The sequence below is a fragment of the Mesorhizobium sp. YL-MeA3-2017 genome, assembly GCF_030814575.1.
Lineage (GTDB): Bacteria > Pseudomonadota > Alphaproteobacteria > Rhizobiales > Rhizobiaceae > Mesorhizobium > Mesorhizobium terrae.
In genome coordinates this window covers 2,664,203-2,682,159 of record NZ_JAUSVH010000001.1, presented here as the reverse complement: position 1 = coordinate 2,682,159, position 17,957 = coordinate 2,664,203, and the positions used below count along the sequence as shown (strand labels likewise).

Genomic DNA, 17,957 nt, shown 5'->3' with positions numbered 1-17,957 from the left:
TTGCCGTCCCGATAACCCTGCGGAGCCCAAGTATGGTCAAGACGCCGAAGACGCGACATTCGAGAAGCCGGCATGAGCCGGTGACGATCGATCTCGATCCCGCTGACGTCTCGCGCGTGACCGCGGCGGATGGCGGCGACAAGGCAAAGGACCGGGCGACGATATCGGAACCGGTGGGCGCCGAATCGCGGGAAAGCGTCCAGGCAGGCCGGAGCGATTCGTCCGCCGAGACGTCCGCGCCTGAAAGTGCCGCGCAGCAGCATAAGAGCTTCGACTACGATTTCGCCGAACAATCGGCCCGCCCGCAGCCGGAACCGGCTGCCGCGGCCCAGGTGAAAGAGGCCAACTCCGACGGCTCGAGGTCGAATAGCCAGCCGGCGGAAACCAAGCGCGGCGGTATCGGGCTTCTCGCTGCCGGCCTGATCGGCGGTGCCATAGCTCTGGTTGGCGCAGGCGGCCTGCAATTCGCCGGCCTGCTCGGGGCGCCGGGATCGTCCGGCGCCAGCGCCGGCGATATCGCGACCCTGAAAAGCGAGGTCGCCGGCCTCAAATCCAATGCCGATGGCGACGTGGTGGCGCGGCTTTCGGCCGCGCTCGATCAGGTCAAGGCTGACGTCGCCGCGCTGAAGGCTGTTCCGCAGGCCGGCAATGGCGACGACAGCAAGGTTGCGGCGCTTTCGGACAAGATCGCGCAACTGGAAACCGCATTGGCCGGGCTGAGCAAGGCCCCAACTACAACCGTCGATCTTGGACCGGTAACCGAAAAGCTCGATGCTCTCGATAGTCTGATCAAATCGGCCGATCAGGCGGCCGGAACGCTGGACGGTCGCGTGGTTGCGCTGGAGCAGCTTGCATCGCAGTTGTCAGGCAAGGTGGACGCGCAGGCCTCGCAACCCAAGATCGCGCTGGCGATCGCTGCTTCCGCGTTGAAGGCGGCGCTCGACAGGGGGGCGCCGTTCACGGCCGAGCTCGATACCTTCGCCGCTGTCCGCCCGGATGCACCGCAAATAGCGGTGTTGCGGCCCTATGCCGAAAAAGGCGTCTCGACGCGGGTCGATCTCGCCGCCGGCATGAGCGATGCCGCCAATGCGATGATTGCCGCGGCCACGCCGGTCGATCCCAATCAGGGCATCTTCCAGCGGCTTGTCAGCAGTGCCGAATCGCTGGTCAAGGTACGCCCGATCGGTGCCGTCGAAGGCAAGGGCGCACCGGAAACCGTCGCGCGTCTGGAAGTGGCGGTAACCCAGGGCGACTACGCCAAGGCGCTCGCCGAATATGACACGCTGCCCGAGCCGGCCAAGGCCGCCGGCGCCGACTTTGCCGGCAAGCTCAAGTCGCGGCTTGATGCCGAGGCGGCGGTCGATGCCCTGGTGTCCGGCGCGATGAAGGGATGATCCGATGATCCGCATCCTCTTCTATCTTGCCATCGTCTTCGCGCTTGGATTGGGCTTCGCTTGGCTAGCCGATCGCCCTGGCGAGATGGTCGTCACCTTCAGCGGCTATCAATACAAGGTCAGCCTGATGGTGGCCGCGGTTGCCGTCGTGGCGGTCGTTGCCGCGGTGATGATCGTTTGGTGGCTGCTGAAGTCGATCTGGAACAGTCCCTATGCGATCGCCCGGCACTTCCGGGTCCGCCGTCGCGACCGGGGTTATCAGGCGCTGTCGACCGGCATGATCGCGGCTGGCGCGGGTGACGGCGCGTTGGCGCGGCGCAAGACCAAGGAGGCGGCCAAGCTGATCCGCTCCGATCAGGAACCGCTGGTCAACCTGCTCGATGCACAGGCTTCGCTGCTGGAAGGCGATCACGAGGGTGCCCGTCAGAAATTCGAGGCCATGCTCGACGATCCCGAGATGCGGCTGCTTGGCCTGCGCGGACTGTATCTGGAGGCAGAGCGGCTGGGCGATCGCAATGCAGCCCGGCACTATGCCGGCCGTGCTGCTTCCACGGCGCCCCAGCTTGCCTGGGCCGCCGAGGCAACGATGGAAGAACTGGCCGCGCGCGGCGATTGGGATGGCGCCTTGAAGCTAGCCGACGCCCAGAAATCGACCCGGCAGATCGAGCGCGATGCCGCCAACCGCCGGCGTGGCGTGCTTCTGACGGCAAAGGCCGGGGCGTTGATGGACAGCGACCCGACCGGCGCTAAGGCGGCCGCGCTGGACGCCAATCGCCTGTTGCCGGACTTCGCGCCGGCTGCGCTCGTTGCGGCCAAGGTGCTGTTCAAGCAGAACGACCTGCGCAAGGGCTCGAAGGTCCTGGAGGCGGCATGGCGCGCCGAGCCGCATCCCGACGTGGCGGACCTTTATGTTCGCGCGCGGCCCGGCGATGCAGTGCTCGATCGTCTGGGCAGGGCCCGCAAGCTGCAGGAGATGAGGAAGAATCACGTCGAATCGTCGCTGGCGGTCGCGCGTGCCGCGCTCGACGCTCAGGATTTCGCGCTTGCCCGCCAGGAAGCGGAAGCCGCGACCCGGATGCAGCCCAGTGAAGGCGCTTATCTGCTGCTTGCCGACATCGAGGAGGCCGATACCGGCAACCAGGGCAAGGTGCGGCAATTGCTGTCCCAGGCCGTTCGCGCGCCGCACGACGCGGCATGGGTGGCCGACGGCGTCAGCACCGATCGCTGGGCTCCGGTCTCGCCTGTTACCGGGCGACTGGATGCGTTCGAATGGCGCGGTCCGGTGGAACGCGCCGGCCGCTTGATCGAGGCGCACCGTCCCGCGCCAGAGATTGCGGCGCCCGTTCTGGCCGCCCCGGAACGCGAGGACGACGATGCCATCGTGGTCGATGCGGAGGCGGTCACGGTCTCCACGGCAGCGACTGAGAAGGTCGATGGTGCGGGCGACCGCCCGGTCAAGACGGCCAAGGGTGAAACGGACCCTCCCCGCTTGCCGGACGATCCCGGTGTCGAGCCCGAGGACGGGACGGACACGCCGCGCCGCTTCCGGTTGTTTTGAAGGCAGTGTCTTGATCGCGACCGCGAAGGAGCCAAATTAGTCCCGATGTTCGAACGCGTTCTGTCATTCCTGAAAGACCTGCCCTCCGGCGGCAGCCGTGCCCATGCTGGGGAAGATGACCCGCATATCGCGGCCGCGGCCCTGCTCTACCATGTCATGAACGCCGACGGCGTCAGGCAGGATGTCGAGTGGGAGCGCTTCAAGACAATTCTCGGCGAAACCTATGCGGTTCGCGGTCGGGAACTGGAGGACCTCGCCGATGCCGGCGAGAAGGCCGACAACGAAGCGATCGACCTCTACGCCTTCACCAGCGTGCTGAAGCGTCATCTCGATCCTGAAGCGCGCAAAGCCTTCATCGGGTTGATGTGGGATATCGTTTACGCCGATGGCGAGCTTCACGAGCTGGAGGACAACACCGTCTGGCGCGTTGCCGAGCTCCTCGATGTCGAGCGCGTGGACCGGGTGGCGGCGAAGCGCGCAGCCGCGGCCAAGGCTCCTGGCAGTGAGAGCAAGACCGGCGACGAATGAACCGGGTCCATCCGTTCACGGCAGCTGGAAAACGTCCCCGGATCCTGATCGTCCTGCATCAGGAGACGTCCAGTTCCGGCCGTGTCGGGCATATGCTGATCGAAGCGGGTTACGATCTCGACATACGCCGGCCGCCGCTTGGCGACCAGCTTCCCGAAACGCTCGCCCATCACGCTGGCGTGGTGGTTTTTGGCGGGCCAATGAGCGCGAACGACCATCACGAGGAGTTCGTGCGGCGCGAGACGGACTGGCTGGCGGTGCCGCTCAAGGAGGGCAAGCCGCTGCTCGGCATCTGTCTCGGCGCGCAGATGCTGGTCAATCATCTCGGCGGTCATGTCGAAGGTCATGGCGAAGGGCTGGTCGAGATCGGCTGGTACCCGCTTCGCGCCACGGAAGAGGGCCGCAAGCTGATGCATTGGCCTGACATGGTCTATCAATTCCACCGCGAGGGGTTTTCACTGCCGAAGGACGCCACGCTGCTGGCGACCGCGGATACCTATCCGAACCAGGCCTTCCGTTATGGCGACAATGCCTGGGGCATCCAGTTCCACGGCGAACTGACCCGGATGATGATGCAGCGCTGGGTGGTGCATGGCGCGCATCGTTTCGAGCTACCCGGCGCGCAGCCCGGCCGCGATCATCTCGGCGGCCGGTTGGTCTGGGACATGCATCTGAAACGCTGGCTTGCCGAATTCCTGGCCACGATCTTTGGCCGACCGGCTGCGGGCTGACGCGGCGGGCCGGTTACTCCCGGGCATCCAGCCGGCGGACCTTGCGCAGATTGGGAAAGATCAGCGCCCATAGGCCGGCGACGGCGATCGCGCCGATGCCGCCAACAACCACCGCCGGGACCGTACCGACGATCGCCGCCATGGTGCCGGCGCGGAATTCGCCCACTTCGTTGGAGGCGCCGACAAATACCTGGTTGACGGCATTGACCCGCCCACGGACGTCGTCCGGAGTCCACAACTGGATCAGGGTTTCACGGATATAGACGCTGACCATGTCGGTAGCGCCCAAAAGAGCAAGCGCGACGATCGACAGCCATGTGGTGACCGACAGGCCGAACAGAGCGGTAACGGCGCCAAACAGCGCCACGAAGATGAGCATGACGGCACCGGCATGGTCGCGGATCGGATGGCCGGCCAACCACACGGCAACGCAGATGGCGCCGACGCCCGGCGCCGAGCGCAACAGGCCAAGGCCCCATGGGCCGAGATCGAGGATGTCGCGCGCATAGACCGGCAGCAAAGCCGATGCGCCTGAAAGAAGCACGGCGAACAGGTCAAGCGATATCGCTCCCAGGACGACCTTTTCGCCCCAGATGTAGCGGAAGCCGGCAAACAGGGTTTCGAGGCTGGGCTTGTCCGTCTCGCCGCGCTGCGCCGGTTTTGGAATGGCGAGAATCAATACGACTGCCAGCAGCATCAACAATGCGGCGCAGCCATAAGCGGCCTCTGCCGACAGCCCATAGAGCAGGCCGCCGGCGACGGGACCGACGATGGTGGCGGTCTGCCAGGCCGATGAATTCCAGGCAATCGCGTTGGCGAAGTCCTGCGGCGGCACCAGATTGGCGAAGAGCGAGGCCGAGGCCGGGCCGAAAAAGGCGCGGGCAATGCCGAACGGGACGAGCACGGAAAAGATCGGCAGCGGCGAACCCAGGCCGTGCCAGGTCAACAAAAGTAGTGTCGCCGCGCAGGCCGCTTCCATCACGATCGCCAGCGCCATGATCCTGCGCCGCCCGAAGCGGTCGGCGACGACACCGGTGACCAGCACCAGGAGCAGCGAGGGCAAGAACTGCACGATGCCGACCAAGCCAAGGTCGAACGGGTCGCGTGTCAGGTCATAGATCTGCCAGCCGACCGCCACCGAAACGATCTGGGCGGCGAAGGTGGTGAGGAAGCGCGCGGCCCAATAGTTGCGGAACGGCGCGTGCCGGAACGCTGCGTAACGTCGTTCCGGAGACGGTGATCTGTCGGTCTTCATGGATGTCGGCCCCATAGCAGTTGCACAGGCCGGCGGGGCTCTTCCACGATGGGCGCTGGTCCGGTCGCCGAGCTATAGCGCAGATTTCCGCACCGCGGGTGTGGAATTTCGCCCTGTCTTCGCCGCGCGTCAGTCGCGCAGCGCCGCAGATATGGCGGCAAGACCGCCACGCAATTGTTCGGCGGTCGGCCAGCCGAACCCGACGCGGAAAAAGGTTTTCGGCATTTCGAACCAATGGCCAGGCCCCACATAGGTGCCATGTTTCTCCAGAAGCCGGGTGTAGAAGCCGTCGAGGTCGAAATTGGGCGCGACGTCGATGCGCGGAAAGCCGACGACACCGCCGGAAGGCGGCACCCAGTCGACCAGCGGTTCCTTGTCGATCCAGTTCTGCACGATGCCGCGACGGGCCGCCATTTCCGGCAGCAGCCCGGCCAGGAAACTATCGCGCCGTTCCAGCATCGCGCGGGCGATCGCCTCGTCGATGACACTGCCGCAGATGCCGATCTGCTCCTTGGCCGACAGGAATTTCTCCTGCAAGGCAACATCGCGGGTGATCAGCCAGCCGATGCGGATTCCGGGAATACCGAAGGCCTTCGACAGCGACGAGACGCTGATCGCCCGCTTGCTGAGCGAGGCGGCCGTCGGCAATTTGGTGCCGTAGCTGAGATCGCGATAGGTCTCGTCGACCAGAAGATAGCAGCCTTTCTCTTCCGCCAATGCGATCAGCCGGTCGAGGTCCGCGCGGCTCATCATCGTGCCGGTCGGGTTATGCGGGCAGGTGATGCTGATGTAGCGCGTCCGTGGCGTCATCGCCACCGCGATACGGTCGACATCGATGGCGAAGCCGGTATCGAAGGCGAGATCGATATAGGTGATGGCGCAGCCGATCGCCTTTGGCGTTTCGATGTTGGTCGCGTAGTTCGGCCGCACCACGACCAGATGATCGCGTTCCGACAGAAGCGACGTGGCGATGATGAAAAGCGCGCCGGCGGCACCGGCTGTAACCAGCACGTCGTCAGGCGACAGGCCCCGGTCCTGGGCCGCGATCAGTTCCCTCAGCGCACGGTCGCCGCGATGTTCGCCGTAGAACAGAGTGAGGTCCAGCAAGGCGATCCCGATGTCGGAAAGCTTCTGGTCGGCAATCGAACTTTCCGAAAGATTGTAGCGGATGCGGTCGTAGCCGTATTCCTCCGGCGCTTCCTTCTCGATCACCATGCGTGCGTAGTTCATCGGCAAGCCTCCACCCTTTGTCGTGCAGCGTAAGGGACAAGGATGAGGCCAGACAATCCCGACAGGTCGATCCAGCCTACTTTCTCGGCTGCAGGCCCGAGACGATAAGCGAATGATATTGCAGGGCGAAGTCTTCGGCGCGAACCTCGCCTTCAGGCCGGAACCAGCGCACCATCCAGTTCATCAGCGAAAGCACGGCACGTGCCGCGATGGCGACATCGTCAATCGCAAAGGTTCCCGCAGCCTTGCCGTCGGCCAACAGGGAACGCAGCAATTTCTCGAAGCGATCCCGCAAAGCCAGTTGCTCGTCGGTCCAGTGATTTCTCTCGACGCCGCCGAAACCGTGCAGCATGACGACGAAGGCGGCGTAGTTGGTTTCGAAGAAAATCGCCTGCGTCTGCATGAAGGCCTTGAGCTTTTCGTCCGGTTCCGGAGCTGCCGTAATCGCCGCGCCGACGGCGAGATATTGCCGCTCCAGCAGGTCGACGACCATCTCGTCGAAGATGTCCTTCTTGGTGGGGAAGTAGTGGTAGACGGCCGCCTTGGTGACGCCAACGGCTTGGGCGACGTCGTTCAACGAGGTGCCATCGAAGCCATTGGCGGCGAACAGTTTCGCGGCGGCGCCGAGAATGGTGGCACGTGGCGCCGGCATGGTTGGCGGCCGACCGACCGGGGCCTTCCCTGCGTGGACGGTGTCTGGTCGTTGACGAGGCATGCACCGTGTTTTATTACCGGCCAGCTGGTTTGTAAATATGATCGGCGCCCGAGGCCGCGACGTCTGGCTTGAGCGCCTTGTTCGAAGAGGCCAACCGATGACCGACATCAAGACACCCGAGGCCAAGGTCAGCGTCGCGCATCGCGGCGGCGTCGCCATCGTCACCATCGACAATCCGCCGGTGAATGCGCTGTCGTTTTCCGTGCGCAGTCCTCTCCATGATGCGCTCACCCGGTTGCGCGACGACCAGGCGACGGCCGCCATCGTGATCGCTTGCGCAGGACGCACTTTCGTTGCCGGCGCCGACATCGCCGAATTCGGCAAGCCGATGCAGGATCCGGACCTGGGAGCGTTGATCGCGCTGCTGGAGACGATCGAAAAGCCGACCGTCGCCGCCATTCATGGCACGGCATTGGGTGGTGGGCTGGAACTGGCGCTCGGCTGCCATTTTCGGGTCGCCGACGAGACGGCCCGGCTCGGCCTGCCCGAAGTGAAGCTCGGCCTGTTGCCCGGGGCTGGCGGCACCGTTCGCCTGCCGGCGCTGGTTGGACCGTTCAAGGCATTGGATATGATCACCTCCGGCATGCCGATTGTCGCCGCGGAGGCCCTGGAGGCTGGTCTTGTCGACAGCCTTGCCGGTGTCGACCTGGTTGCCGATGCCGCCGCCTTCGCGGCGGTCAAGGCGGCGGAGGGCGGCCCGTTCATCGCCGTGCGCAACCGGCGCGACAAGCTCGAAAGTGTCGATCGGGATGAGCTTGAGGCGCGCATCAAGGGCGTGACGGCAAAGGCCAGGGGATTGCAGGCGCCGGTCGCTTGCGCGCAGGCGGTGCGCAACGCCGTGCTTTTGCCTTTTGACGAGGCGCTGGCGCGCGAGCGCGCCCTTTTCATCGAACTGGTGGGATCCGAACAGTCGCGCGCGCAACGGCATCTGTTCTTCGCCGAACGCGAGGCCGCCAAGGTGGTTGGCATCGACAAGACGATCAAGCCGCGGCCGATCCGCCGTGTCGGCATCATCGGCGCCGGCACAATGGGCGGTGGCATCGCGATGGCGTTTGCCAATGGCGGCATCGCCGTGACCTTGGTCGAAGCGGCAACCGAGGCACTGCAACGCGGTCTGGAGCGGATGGCGAAGAATTACGCGATCTCCGTCTCGCGCGGTTCGCTCAGCGAGACCGACAAGACGGCGCGTCTGGCACTGCTTTCGGGCACGACCGACTATGCGGCGCTGGCGGATTGCGATCTGGTGATCGAGGCGGTGTTCGAGGAGATGACGGTCAAGAAAGAGGTGTTGGCGGCCATCGACAAGTCCGTGAAGCCGGGCACCATCATCGCCACCAACACCTCCTATCTCGACGTCAACGCGCTGGCCGGCGCCGTCTCAAAGCCACAGGATTTTGCCGGCATGCATTTCTTCTCGCCGGCCAATGTCATGAAGCTCTTGGAGATCGTGCGGGGCGCGGAAACGGCGCCGGACGTGCTGGTCACGCTGCTGTCGCTCGCCCGTTCGATCGGCAAGGTGCCGGTCGTGGTCGGCGTCTGTCACGGCTTCGTCGGCAACCGCATGCTGGCGGCACGCGGCACGGAGATCGAGGCCCTGCTCCTCGAAGGTGCCAGCCCAGCGGAGGTCGACAAGGCCTTCACCGATTTCGGCTGGCCGATGGGACCGTTCCAGATGGTCGATCTTGCCGGACTGGACATAGGCTGGCGCAACCGCAAGGCCCTGGGCAAGACGGCCTTGATCGCCGACTGGCTCTGCGAGCAGGGCCGTTTCGGCCAGAAGACCGGTCGGGGCTTCTATCTCTACGCCGATGGCCGCACCGCGCAGCCCGATCCGGAACTCGCGGCGCATATCGCCGAAGAGGCCAAACGCATTGGCGTCGCGCCGCGCGCGATTACGGCCGAAGAAATCATAGAGCGCACGCTCTACCCGCTGATCAATGAGGGCATGCGCATTCTCGAGGAAGGCATTGCCGCGCGCGAATCCGATATCGATCTCGTCTGGGTGAACGGCTACGGCTTTCCGCTCGGCAAGGGCGGGCCGATGTTCTGGGCCCGGCAGAAGGGTCTGGCGACGATCGCCGGACGCCTGAGCTATTGGCACGACCATACCGGCAAGGATGTCTTCAAGCCGTCCGAACGGTTGAAGGCGATGGCCGCTGAAGCGTGATGGAAGGATTTCCGTTGGTGGACTGAGGCCTGCCAACGACGGTTCGCTATTGGCGATGGCTCACAGCCCGGCCGCCGAACACCCGCGGGGTTGGGGGTAGGATGGTCCGGCGGTCGGGACAGGCCGGTTGTAGGACGCCGGCAGAATTAGCGTAACCTCACGCAAGACACCCAGCAATTCAACCAAAAGGACAGCCGTGGACCGATGGCGTTTCTACGCAGCGTCCGGAAAATGGAAGCCCGCCTGCTACTTTTGTAGGCTGATGCCTGCAGGCGGGCCGCTCCTCGTACGAAATAGCTCCGCATGGATAGAGCGGCCCGACAATAGCGCCTGGCGCTGGGCTCGCTATTGTACTTATTAGCAGGCGGTGATGTTTCGGAATGGCTTGACTATCAGTGCCCGAACCGAGCGCGGATGTTTCCGCAGGCTTAGCCAACCCGATACCCTCGCAAAGCCCGAGCAGGCAGCTTCGGAAGGCTCGAAGCTATTCTGGCACCGCGAAGATATCAAAGTGCCGGATGCTCGCCATATCGTTCTCGGCAAGTTTGCGCCCGAACAGCGTGCTCTGCTCCACTAGGTGTACGGCGTAGCCCTTTTCCGCGAAGAAGCGGTACAAAGCACGGCGCTCCTCCGGGGTGTTGTGAACATTGACCTCGGATTTGACGCGGGGGCGCGCTTCATCGACCAGATCCTCGATCGATTTGAGCGCGGAAAGGTCGTGACCTTCGATATCCGTCTTGATGTAGCGGAGTTTCGAGACCTTTTCGCCCAAGCGAGCACGTATCATCGGGCCGATCCTCCTGCCTTCGACAGGTAGGGAGTAGGTGCTGCCGTGCTTCCAGACGGACGAACCGTGCTTGTCGCCGCCATTGGGGAAGTCCGGGCCGTTGTATTTGAACACCAAGGCTTCGTCCTGGTTCGTGACGGCATAAGGGAAGGCGACGATGTTGTATTTGCCCGGGTTCAGGATGGCGTTGCTGGCAAGGATCGAGAACACGAACGGGTTTGGCTCGAAGGCAAGAACAAATCCGTTCGGACCGCAGGCGAGTGCCATGGGAAGCGCGGTGTCCCCACAATGGGCGCCGATATCGATGGCCACGTCACCGTCGGAAATGAAGGTGCGCAGCTCGTCGATTTCCGATTGTAGAATTTCAAATCCGTTGAATCGGGGATTTCGCCACAACGCGAATTTGACCTCGCCGTCCTTTTCGAGATGAACGGTCTCGGTCGAATGGCCGTAGACCCGCGCGCTCGGCTTCAGGCCCAGCAGGTAGAAGAACTCCGTGAGCCGCATGCCCGTGCTCCCCAAGCAATCGCTGCTCCTTGGATAGAGCGCGATTTCGCGAACTGCAAGAATATCGGAAGGAAGCCACGATGAGCCGCATCTTCGCGGGCGCTGGGCGGCATCTGGATGATATCGATCCTAAACGGGACCGGCACGGCGCCGTGAAAGCCACCCGGGAAGTCTTGCTGAAAAGCGAGGGACAGCGAAATTTCATGTCGATGATGGGGTGCCGCTTTTGGCGGACGCCGTCACAGGAGCGACTGTTTACGTAGATTGAGACAAGCGCCGTGGACGCTCCTAACGACCTGAACCGCTGAGTTCCTCGCGCGTTGTGGTCCCCTTCCCAAGGGCCCTTCTTACCGGGCCAATTCCGAGCTGCCTGGACGCATTGAGAATTGCCGAGGCAAGATTGTTTGCCATTCATTTAACCCGGTATGTGCTAAGGGAGGACCGGGTTTGTGGTCTTCTCGAGGGGGAAGTCGTGCGTTTTCTGAAGTCGCTCTATGAGCGCAGCGGCCTCATTCTTTGCGCGCTCGCTATTGCGACGGTGCTGGTTTTGTGTGCGCTGAAGCCGCAGGTTCGCTCAGTTCTTGTCGCTTACGATTTTGGATCGCAGATGTTCTTTGAACATCAGCCTCTCTACGATTTGAAACGAGCCATGGGGTATCTCTATGCCCCGGCCTTTGCTGCCCTCTACCTGCCGTTTTACGAACTTGGTCCAACTGTTGGTGGCCTGCTCTGGCGTGTGCTTGGCGTTGGCTTGTTGACGGCAGCTGTCTTTACGCAGGCAAAAAAGCTCGACCCGGAAAAGGACGGCTGGATTGTCTCGCTCGGCTTGTTCCTGGCTCTGCCGCTTTCCCTGGGAGCTGTTCGCAACGGGCAATCGACAATTCTGCTCACTGCTGCCTGCTGGTTTCTAACCATGTCGGCGCTGGACAACAAACGATGGCAGACGCTGCTTTGGTCATTCGCCGCGCTAACCGCCAAACCAACCGCGATTGTCGTCATCCTCCTTATCGCCGCACTGAGACCGCGCCTTATTCCGTGGATTGTTGGTGCGGTCGCGTTGATGCTCGCAGTACCCTATGCCTTCGCGCCTGCAGAGTACGTCAATGCTCAGCATCTGGAGTTCTTCCAGCTCCTCACTTCGATGAGTTCCAACAGCGCGCGGGAGGCGTTCGAGGCCGCCGATTTTACGGGGATATTGGCTGCTGCCGGCATTTCGATCACCGGTCCGGCCGCAATGATAGTCAGGCTATCGGTGGCGGCGATTGTGCTTGGCGCCGTATTTCGACTTGACCGCGAAAATGAACCGTTGCACCGCTTTGTGATCTTCCTGATCGCAGCCTACTACATGACGGTTTTCAACCCGCGCGTTGAGTCCAACACATATGTGATGGTGGCTGTTCCGCTGGGCCTTGCGGTTGCCTATCTCAAAACCCGCGAGCCAACGTCATATGTCCCCACTGCCCTCGGCTCGATGCTGTTCCTCTGCGGGTGGACCGGAATTGACGCAGACCTGCATGCGGCGCTGAACCCATGGTTCAAACCCATGATGGTCACCCTCATTTCCGTACCATTGCTATTTTGCCTTTTGCAGAAAGTCGCGACGCTCAAATTGTCCATTGGAAAGCGTATTTAGACGGGGATGGGAGGGAGGCCCGGAAGCCTCCCCTCACTCCCGATTTCATTGATCTCGCTATGCGAGCCAGTCACGGTTAACTTTGCGGCCCATCAGGCCGTTATGATCGTGAAGCCAGGCCCGACTGACGCCAAGGCCCGCATGCTGGCCTCGCTCGCTATTCGTCGCGAATAGTTTTTTGCTTCATGCTCGTTCGTGTTGGTGCGAGCGAGTCAAAAAACTTCGGAATGTTAGTCGAAATGAAAACCCCCGCTGACGCGGGGGCTATCGGATCGAACCATGTTCAGCTTACTTTGGCGCCTTGCCACCATTCTTCTTGCATTCCGCCCGGAATTTCTCGCGGTCCTTGCCGTGAAGGCCCTTGGCGTCGGCGAGTACCGAGCACTGCTTGGAAATGGCCGTCTTCTCCGGAGACTTCGTCGGGGTCGTCTTCTTGACGGTCGTGCTCGCTGCGGCGGGAGCCGTTGCCGTGCTTGCTGCGGCGGGAGCGGTTGTCGTGCTTGCTGCGGGCTTGCTCGCTGCAAACGCGGCAGTCGAGAGGAAGCCGGCGAAAACGACAGAGGCAACAAATGTCACGGTCTTCATGGAAATTCCTTTGATTTGAGGACTAGGCCACAAACGTTGTGACACGAGCTCATTTCTCCAGTTTTTCCAGCGTGTAGAATTTTGTTTCTGAATTGTACGCAAGCAAGCCGAGATCTGATTGGCCCGACCGGAGGTGCTAAAGCTCAAACGAAAACCCCAGCCGGAGCCGGGGCTATGCTTTTCTGCGCAATACGCCAAGATTTTTCCGCGATCACAACGCGCGAAAAAATATCCGCCGGCCAGAATTCTCAGAAGCGTCATCGCGAGCGGACGATTCCTCATTCTGAGCGAATGCGAAAATTCATCTGCCGCTTTGAGCGCGGTCCAAAAGATCAAGGGGAATCAAAGTCAAATTATCCGCCGTTGGTGGAGCTGAGGGGGATCGAACCCCTGACCTCGTCATTGCGAACGACGCGCTCTCCCAGCTGAGCTACAGCCCCGTCCAGCGGATGGCGCATTTATGAGGCGAGGCGCTTCACTGTCAAGCGAGCTTTTGGATGGCGGAGCCGGTCCAGCCGGCGTTGCCAGTTTGCGAACGCCAGATGCTCCGGCGTTGGTTCATTCCGGTCCTGTCATTCCGACCCCGAGCCGAATAAGCCTCCGTCTGATGTCGGGTTTCGCTCTCGGTTCGCCCGGCTCTTGCCGCATCCGCGTGTAATGGCTACATGTCGGCAACACTCGGAGACCTGCATGACCGCCCTCATTCAAACCGTCATTCTGGCGCTTGACCTCTATTGGTGGATCATCATCGCCTCGGCCATCTTCTCGTGGCTTTACGCGTTCAACGTCGTCAACCCGCGCAATCAGTTCGTTGGCACTATCGGCAACGCGCTTTACCGGCTGACGGAACCGGCGCTGCGGCCCATCCGCCGCGTTATGCCCGATCTCGGCGGCATCGACATTTCGCCGATCATCCTGCTTTTGATCCTGTTCTTCCTGCGCCAATTCATTCTCACCACCATCTATCCCGCGCTCGTCTGAGCGCTGCGATGGCGGAGCCCTTCCGGCGGCGCGCCGACGGCATCGATCTCATCGTGCGGCTGACGCCGAAATCGGCGGCGGATGCGCTGGAAGGCGTGGAAATGGCGGCGGACGGTCGTTGCCATGTCAAGGCGCGCGTACGCGCCGTGCCGGAAAAGGGCGCGGCCAACAGTGCCCTGGAGAAGCTCGTGGCCAAGGCTCTCGGCGTTCCGTCGTCGTCGGTGACGGTCGTCGCCGGCGGCACCGCTCGACTGAAGACGCTGCGCATAACAGGCGATCCGGCTGAACTCGCACGGCGTGCGTCGGACCTCGGCGCGCCATAGTCGCTGGCGGCGTTTGGCGTTATTGTCCGCAATCCATTAGCCGGAGGCCGTCATGCGGATTGTTTTTGCGATGCTTGTCCTTGCCGGTTTCTGCAGCTGTGCCTCGGCGGGGCAGGTCACCAGCGTCTATACCGACCTCGTTCCTGAAAAGGATTGCCTGACCTACGCACAGGCCGGCGAGAATGACGGCGATTGGGCCGATCTCTCCTGCTCGGGTTATCTCGGCTACCCGGTCCTGCTTTCATACGGTGATGCGCGCGAATCCGTCTTCTTCGGTTTTCCTCCTGAAGACATGACCTCTACCTGGGAGAGTTTCGCCGGTTTCAACAGCTCCGGATCGAAGGTGGAATGGCGGGTCGAAACGACCGGCAATGTTTCCATCCCCTTCGCCGCCATCCATCGCCGTTCGGTCAATACCAGCGGCGAGGATGCTGCCAAGCAGGTGGATGTGCTGGTGGTGGCCAAGGTGGCCCAGATAGAGGGGCGCGAAGGCTGTACCGTCGGCCTGGTGCTGGCGACAGGCAATGCCGGCGCCAATGACGACGCCCGCAAGATTGCCGACGAAAAGGCGCGCGCTTTCGTGTGCGGGAAAGACAAGCGCATCGCGATCGGAGAGGTGCCGCCGTTCGGGCGGGTGGACAATTGAAAACGGGCGGCCGCAACGACCGCCCGTGATCTTTCCGCTTAGTCGGACTTGTTAGCCAGCCTTGTGCGTCTTGGCGCGTTCAATCGCCTCGACGATCATCTTCTTGGCATAGGCTGAGTCGTGCCAGCCGCCGATCTTCACCCATTTGCCGGGCTCGAGATCCTTGTAGTGTTCGAAGAAGTGCTCGATCTGCTTGAGCGTGATCTCAGGCAGGTCCGTGTGGTTGAAGACGTTTTCGTAGCGCTTGGTAATGTGCGGCGACGGCACCGCGATCACCTTCTCGTCCTGGCCGGCATTGTCTTCCATGATCAGGACGCCGATCGGGCGCACATTGATGACGCAGCCCGGCACCAGTTCGCGCGTGTTGCAGACCAGCACGTCGATCGGGTCACCGTCGCCCGACAGGGTGTGCGGCACGAAGCCGTAATTGCCGGGATAGCGCATCGGCGTATACAGGAAGCGGTCGACGAACAGCGTGCCGGCTTCCTTGTCCATTTCGTATTTGATCGGCTCGCCGCCGACCGCCACTTCGATGATGACGTTGACGTCTTCCGGCGGGTTCTTGCCGATCGATATGGCTTCGATGCGCATGGGCTATCCTCTCTTTGGCGCATGAGCCCGAAAGCCGAAGCGGTTCCGGGCTGCGACACGCAGAATGAAACGGCTTGCGACGTCTGTCACGCACCTCGAAGGCACGGGTCGCCGCAATCGCGCGCACCGATAGCGGGCGAAGCGGTTTTGTGCAATGCGGGAATGACGGGAGAAGAAGTCGAAGCCGCGGTTTGCGGGCCCCGCATCTCAATCCCAGACGAAAGCGACCTTCTTCAGCGCCTTCTGCTCGAACACTTCGACGCCCTCGGCGACGTCGCGTCCGCCTTCGCCGGCGTAAAAGGCCAGCGCGTTCTGGTTGTCTTCCAGTGCCCATACGACCATGCCCTTGAGGCCGTGGTCGGCAAGCTTGCGGCGGGCGGCGGAAAACAGCCGCCGGCCGATGCCGATGCCCTGATATTCAGGCCGCAGGTAGAGCTCGTAGATTTCGCCCTGCTGATGCAGTTCGCGGGCGCGGTTGCGGCCGACCGTCGCGTAGCCGGCGATAACGCCGCCGATCTCGACCACCAGAACGGTCGCGGCGCGGCGAATCGCGTTCGCCCACCAGTCTGTGCCGCGGCGGTTGATCATGCCCGTCAGCGTCTTGTGCGGGATGATGCCGCTATAGGCACCGCGCCACGCTTCGAGATGCACATCGGCTATCGCCGCTGCGTCTTGCGGCTCGGCCCTGCGGATGTCGATGGTCAACGTGTTCATGATTTGTTAACCATAGACCGAGGCGCAAGGCTTGCAAAGACTCCTTGCTGCTTTCGCACATACGAAAGCTTCGTCGGCCGATATGGGTAGGGTCGGTTAGATTTCGACGAGGTGGTCGTCGAGCTCGTTGACGTCGTCCGGCGTGACCGGGAAATGCTCGGCCAGCACGGCGCCGACCACGCCGGTCGCGTGAACGAACCCGTCGGCGAGGCGGTCGTCGCCGGCATGCGCGGTCAGGTCACGCACGACACCGTCCCACACGTGCTGCCCGACACGGGCGTCGATGCCGCTGTCGGCCACCACTTCCGCGTAGCGTTCGGCGATCGAGACGAAGATCAGAACGCCGGTGCGGGTGGCGGTGCGATGGACGTTGCGTGCCAGGAACTGCTTCACAGCATTGGCATGGGCCGCCTTGTAGCGCTGCCGGCGTGGCACGAAATGGATGCGCAGGCGTGGCGCCAGCCACAAAACGATGGACAGGCTGATCGCCGCCACCGCCTGCGCGATGAGGAAATGCGGCAGGCGTATGCTGACCCACAAGGCTTCGAGAACATAGGCGAAGGCGATGCTGACGGCGAACAGGGCCAGCGTGGCGGTGAAGGCCGCCTGGAAGAAATAGCCCTCGCTCGAGCGCGCCACGACGCAGTAGATTTCGCCGCCGGTCTTCGTCTCGGCGTCGCGGATCGCATCGGCGATGCGTTCATGGTCGGCATGGGTGAGCGGTCGTGTCGCCATGGTCACCAGCTCCCCGAAGAACCGCCGCCGCCGGATGAGCCGCCGCCGCCCGAAAACCCGCCACCACCCGACGACCAGCCCCCACCACCACCGCCACCGGAGGACCAACCGCCGCCGCCACCGCCGCCGGATGACGACCTGTTGGTGTCGAAGGTCATGCCCAGCCAGCGATAGCGGCCGGGGCCGATCTTGGTGCCGAAGATCGGCGGCAGGATCGCCATGGCGAAGCCGCCGAAGAACAGTACCACCCAGATGGTGACGAATAGGAAGAAGATGATCTGATCGGGATCGATGCCGTCGAGGGTGGATTGCTGGTGGCGTTTGCCGCGCGCTTCCAGTTCCTCCGGGTTGCCCTCCAGAACCATGATCATGTCGTCGACAGCCTTCGAGATGCCGCCCGAGAAATCGCCGGCGCGGAAGGCCGGAACCATGTCGTTCTCGATGATCAGCTTGGTGTGCAGGTCGGTCAGCGTGCCTTCGAGCCCATAGCCGACTTCGATGCGCATCTTGCGGTCATTCTTGGCGACGAGCAGCAGTGCGCCATTGTTGTCGCTGGCCTGGCCGAGTTTCCAGGTCCTGAAAAGCCGGTTGGCGTAGGGTTCGATTTCTTCGCCGCCGAGGCTGTCGACGGTGACGACGACGATCTGGTCGGAGCCCTTCTTCTCGAAATCCGCCAGTTTCTGGGTCAGCGCTGCCTTCGTCGCCGCATCGATCATGCCGGCATTGTCGACAACGCGCCCCGTCAGCGCCGGCAGGTCATCGGCGAAAGCTCCGAAGGCGAGGAACAAGCCCAGGATGGCGGCAACAACCGCGGTCAACGCGACGCGATACCGGGTCCGGAACGGCACCGGCTGGCGGCTGGAGGTCATGATCGAGG

At 62.8% G+C, this 17,957-nt stretch carries 19 protein-coding genes and 1 tRNA gene; 10 read left to right on the top strand and 10 right to left on the bottom strand.

What is annotated here, in order from left to right; translation table 11 throughout:
* The first annotated feature begins 32 nt into the window (after window positions 1–32).
* From QFZ88_RS12725 to QFZ88_RS12710, 4 genes are read left to right on the top strand one after another with little or no spacing between them, the layout of a single operon-like run.
* Window positions 33–1,394, top strand: a complete 1,362-nt coding sequence (locus tag QFZ88_RS12725) for a COG4223 family protein (RefSeq protein ID WP_024923091.1) — start codon at window positions 33–35, stop codon at window positions 1,392–1,394.
* 4 nt (window positions 1,395–1,398) lie between these two features.
* Complete coding sequence (locus tag QFZ88_RS12720) at window positions 1,399–2,952, top strand: heme biosynthesis protein HemY (protein ID WP_024923090.1); 1,554 nt, start codon at window positions 1,399–1,401, stop codon at window positions 2,950–2,952.
* Between the two features lie 45 nt (window positions 2,953–2,997).
* A complete protein-coding gene (locus tag QFZ88_RS12715) occupies window positions 2,998–3,480 on the top strand; it encodes a TerB family tellurite resistance protein (protein ID WP_024923089.1) in 483 nt (160 codons plus the stop codon).
* Entirely contained in the window at window positions 3,477–4,211 is a 735-nt protein-coding gene (locus QFZ88_RS12710; protein WP_024923088.1) for a glutamine amidotransferase, read from the top strand. Before QFZ88_RS12715 ends, QFZ88_RS12710 begins: the two co-directional genes overlap by 4 nt.
* A 13-nt stretch (window positions 4,212–4,224) precedes the next feature.
* On the opposite strand, the gene QFZ88_RS12705 is transcribed toward QFZ88_RS12710, so the two are convergent.
* From QFZ88_RS12705 to QFZ88_RS12695, 3 genes are all read right to left on the bottom strand, one after another.
* Entirely contained in the window at window positions 4,225–5,466 is a 1,242-nt protein-coding gene (locus QFZ88_RS12705) for an MFS transporter (protein WP_024923087.1), read from the bottom strand.
* A gap of 129 nt (window positions 5,467–5,595) precedes the next feature.
* Entirely contained in the window at window positions 5,596–6,696 is a 1,101-nt protein-coding gene (locus QFZ88_RS12700; protein ID WP_024923086.1) for an aminotransferase class I/II-fold pyridoxal phosphate-dependent enzyme, read from the bottom strand.
* Window positions 6,697–6,772: 76 nt separating this feature from the next.
* Entirely contained in the window at window positions 6,773–7,348 is a 576-nt protein-coding gene (locus tag QFZ88_RS12695) for a TetR/AcrR family transcriptional regulator (RefSeq protein ID WP_024923085.1), read from the bottom strand.
* A 160-nt stretch (window positions 7,349–7,508) separates the two neighbouring features.
* Here QFZ88_RS12695 and QFZ88_RS12690 point away from each other — a divergent pair, with 160 nt between their 5' ends.
* On the top strand, window positions 7,509–9,578 hold the full coding sequence (locus QFZ88_RS12690; RefSeq protein WP_024923084.1) for a 3-hydroxyacyl-CoA dehydrogenase NAD-binding domain-containing protein: 2,070 nt from the start codon (window positions 7,509–7,511) through the stop codon (window positions 9,576–9,578).
* A 484-nt stretch (window positions 9,579–10,062) separates the two neighbouring features.
* On the opposite strand, the gene QFZ88_RS12685 is transcribed toward QFZ88_RS12690, so the two are convergent.
* Window positions 10,063–10,872, bottom strand: coding sequence for an FkbM family methyltransferase (locus QFZ88_RS12685; protein ID WP_024923083.1), 810 nt, complete (start codon window positions 10,870–10,872; stop codon window positions 10,063–10,065).
* 80 nt (window positions 10,873–10,952) lie between these two features.
* Here QFZ88_RS12685 and QFZ88_RS12680 point away from each other — a divergent pair, with 80 nt between their 5' ends.
* Window positions 10,953–11,135 (top strand): hypothetical protein, encoded by a 183-nt coding sequence (locus tag QFZ88_RS12680; protein ID WP_024923082.1) that lies wholly within the window; start codon window positions 10,953–10,955, stop codon window positions 11,133–11,135.
* A 209-nt stretch (window positions 11,136–11,344) separates the two neighbouring features.
* On the top strand, window positions 11,345–12,505 hold the full coding sequence (locus QFZ88_RS12675; RefSeq protein WP_137900376.1) for a glycosyltransferase family 87 protein: 1,161 nt from the start codon (window positions 11,345–11,347) through the stop codon (window positions 12,503–12,505).
* A 288-nt stretch (window positions 12,506–12,793) separates the two neighbouring features.
* Here QFZ88_RS12675 and QFZ88_RS12670 read toward each other — a convergent pair whose 3' ends face one another.
* Together QFZ88_RS12670 and QFZ88_RS12665 are read right to left on the bottom strand one after the other, a co-directional pair.
* Window positions 12,794–13,426 (bottom strand): hypothetical protein, encoded by a 633-nt coding sequence (locus QFZ88_RS12670; protein WP_307417494.1) that lies wholly within the window; start codon window positions 13,424–13,426, stop codon window positions 12,794–12,796.
* Window positions 13,427–13,454: 28 nt separating this feature from the next.
* Window positions 13,455–13,530 (bottom strand) — tRNA-Ala (locus tag QFZ88_RS12665).
* Between the two features lie 250 nt (window positions 13,531–13,780).
* Between QFZ88_RS12665 and QFZ88_RS12660 the strand changes: the two genes are divergently transcribed.
* The 3 genes from QFZ88_RS12660 to QFZ88_RS12650 are packed head-to-tail and all read left to right on the top strand — an operon-like array spanning window position 13,781 to window position 15,040.
* Window positions 13,781–14,071: a YggT family protein gene (locus tag QFZ88_RS12660; protein ID WP_024923079.1), complete on the top strand. Its 291-nt coding sequence runs from the start codon at window positions 13,781–13,783 to the stop codon at window positions 14,069–14,071.
* A gap of 8 nt (window positions 14,072–14,079) precedes the next feature.
* The gene (locus tag QFZ88_RS12655) at window positions 14,080–14,394 is read left to right on the top strand and encodes a DUF167 family protein (protein WP_024923078.1); all 315 of its coding nucleotides are present in this window, start codon (window positions 14,080–14,082) and stop codon (window positions 14,392–14,394) included.
* Between the two features lie 52 nt (window positions 14,395–14,446).
* A complete protein-coding gene (locus QFZ88_RS12650) occupies window positions 14,447–15,040 on the top strand; it encodes a hypothetical protein (RefSeq protein WP_024923077.1) in 594 nt (197 codons plus the stop codon).
* 51 nt (window positions 15,041–15,091) lie between these two features.
* On the opposite strand, the gene ppa is transcribed toward QFZ88_RS12650, so the two are convergent.
* The 4 genes from ppa to QFZ88_RS12630 all read right to left on the bottom strand — a co-directional run bounded on the left by ppa (window position 15,092) and on the right by QFZ88_RS12630 (window position 17,949).
* Window positions 15,092–15,631: an inorganic diphosphatase gene (gene ppa / locus QFZ88_RS12645; RefSeq protein ID WP_024923076.1), complete on the bottom strand. Its 540-nt coding sequence runs from the start codon at window positions 15,629–15,631 to the stop codon at window positions 15,092–15,094.
* Between the two features lie 207 nt (window positions 15,632–15,838).
* Window positions 15,839–16,345, bottom strand: a complete 507-nt coding sequence (locus tag QFZ88_RS12640) for a GNAT family N-acetyltransferase (protein ID WP_024923075.1) — start codon at window positions 16,343–16,345, stop codon at window positions 15,839–15,841.
* A gap of 96 nt (window positions 16,346–16,441) precedes the next feature.
* Entirely contained in the window at window positions 16,442–17,080 is a 639-nt protein-coding gene (locus QFZ88_RS12635; protein ID WP_024923074.1) for a TPM domain-containing protein, read from the bottom strand.
* A 2-nt stretch (window positions 17,081–17,082) separates the two neighbouring features.
* Window positions 17,083–17,949, bottom strand: coding sequence for a TPM domain-containing protein (locus tag QFZ88_RS12630; RefSeq protein WP_024923073.1), 867 nt, complete (start codon window positions 17,947–17,949; stop codon window positions 17,083–17,085).
* Window positions 17,950–17,957 lie beyond the last annotated feature (8 nt).

Excerpts from the sequence above, each read along its gene's own strand:
- QFZ88_RS12725 (WP_024923091.1), top strand. The coding sequence starts at position 33 with ATGGTCAAGACGCCGAAGACGCGACATTCGAGAAGCCGGCATGAGCCG.
- QFZ88_RS12720 (WP_024923090.1), top strand. The coding sequence starts at position 1,399 with ATGATCCGCATCCTCTTCTATCTTGCCATCGTCTTCGCGCTTGGATTG.
- QFZ88_RS12715 (WP_024923089.1), top strand. The coding sequence starts at position 2,998 with ATGTTCGAACGCGTTCTGTCATTCCTGAAAGACCTGCCCTCCGGCGGC.
- QFZ88_RS12710 (WP_024923088.1), top strand. The coding sequence starts at position 3,477 with ATGAACCGGGTCCATCCGTTCACGGCAGCTGGAAAACGTCCCCGGATC.
- QFZ88_RS12705 (WP_024923087.1), bottom strand. The coding sequence starts at position 5,466 with ATGAAGACCGACAGATCACCGTCTCCGGAACGACGTTACGCAGCGTTC.
- QFZ88_RS12700 (WP_024923086.1), bottom strand. The coding sequence starts at position 6,696 with ATGAACTACGCACGCATGGTGATCGAGAAGGAAGCGCCGGAGGAATAC.
- QFZ88_RS12695 (WP_024923085.1), bottom strand. The coding sequence starts at position 7,348 with ATGCCGGCGCCACGTGCCACCATTCTCGGCGCCGCCGCGAAACTGTTC.
- QFZ88_RS12690 (WP_024923084.1), top strand. The coding sequence starts at position 7,509 with ATGACCGACATCAAGACACCCGAGGCCAAGGTCAGCGTCGCGCATCGC.
- QFZ88_RS12685 (WP_024923083.1), bottom strand. The coding sequence starts at position 10,872 with ATGCGGCTCACGGAGTTCTTCTACCTGCTGGGCCTGAAGCCGAGCGCG.
- QFZ88_RS12680 (WP_024923082.1), top strand. The coding sequence starts at position 10,953 with ATGAGCCGCATCTTCGCGGGCGCTGGGCGGCATCTGGATGATATCGAT.
- QFZ88_RS12660 (WP_024923079.1), top strand. The coding sequence starts at position 13,781 with ATGACCGCCCTCATTCAAACCGTCATTCTGGCGCTTGACCTCTATTGG.
- QFZ88_RS12655 (WP_024923078.1), top strand. The coding sequence starts at position 14,080 with ATGGCGGAGCCCTTCCGGCGGCGCGCCGACGGCATCGATCTCATCGTG.
- QFZ88_RS12650 (WP_024923077.1), top strand. The coding sequence starts at position 14,447 with ATGCGGATTGTTTTTGCGATGCTTGTCCTTGCCGGTTTCTGCAGCTGT.
- ppa (WP_024923076.1), bottom strand. The coding sequence starts at position 15,631 with ATGCGCATCGAAGCCATATCGATCGGCAAGAACCCGCCGGAAGACGTC.
- QFZ88_RS12640 (WP_024923075.1), bottom strand. The coding sequence starts at position 16,345 with ATGAACACGTTGACCATCGACATCCGCAGGGCCGAGCCGCAAGACGCA.
- QFZ88_RS12635 (WP_024923074.1), bottom strand. The coding sequence starts at position 17,080 with ATGGCGACACGACCGCTCACCCATGCCGACCATGAACGCATCGCCGAT.
- QFZ88_RS12630 (WP_024923073.1), bottom strand. The coding sequence starts at position 17,949 with ATGACCTCCAGCCGCCAGCCGGTGCCGTTCCGGACCCGGTATCGCGTC.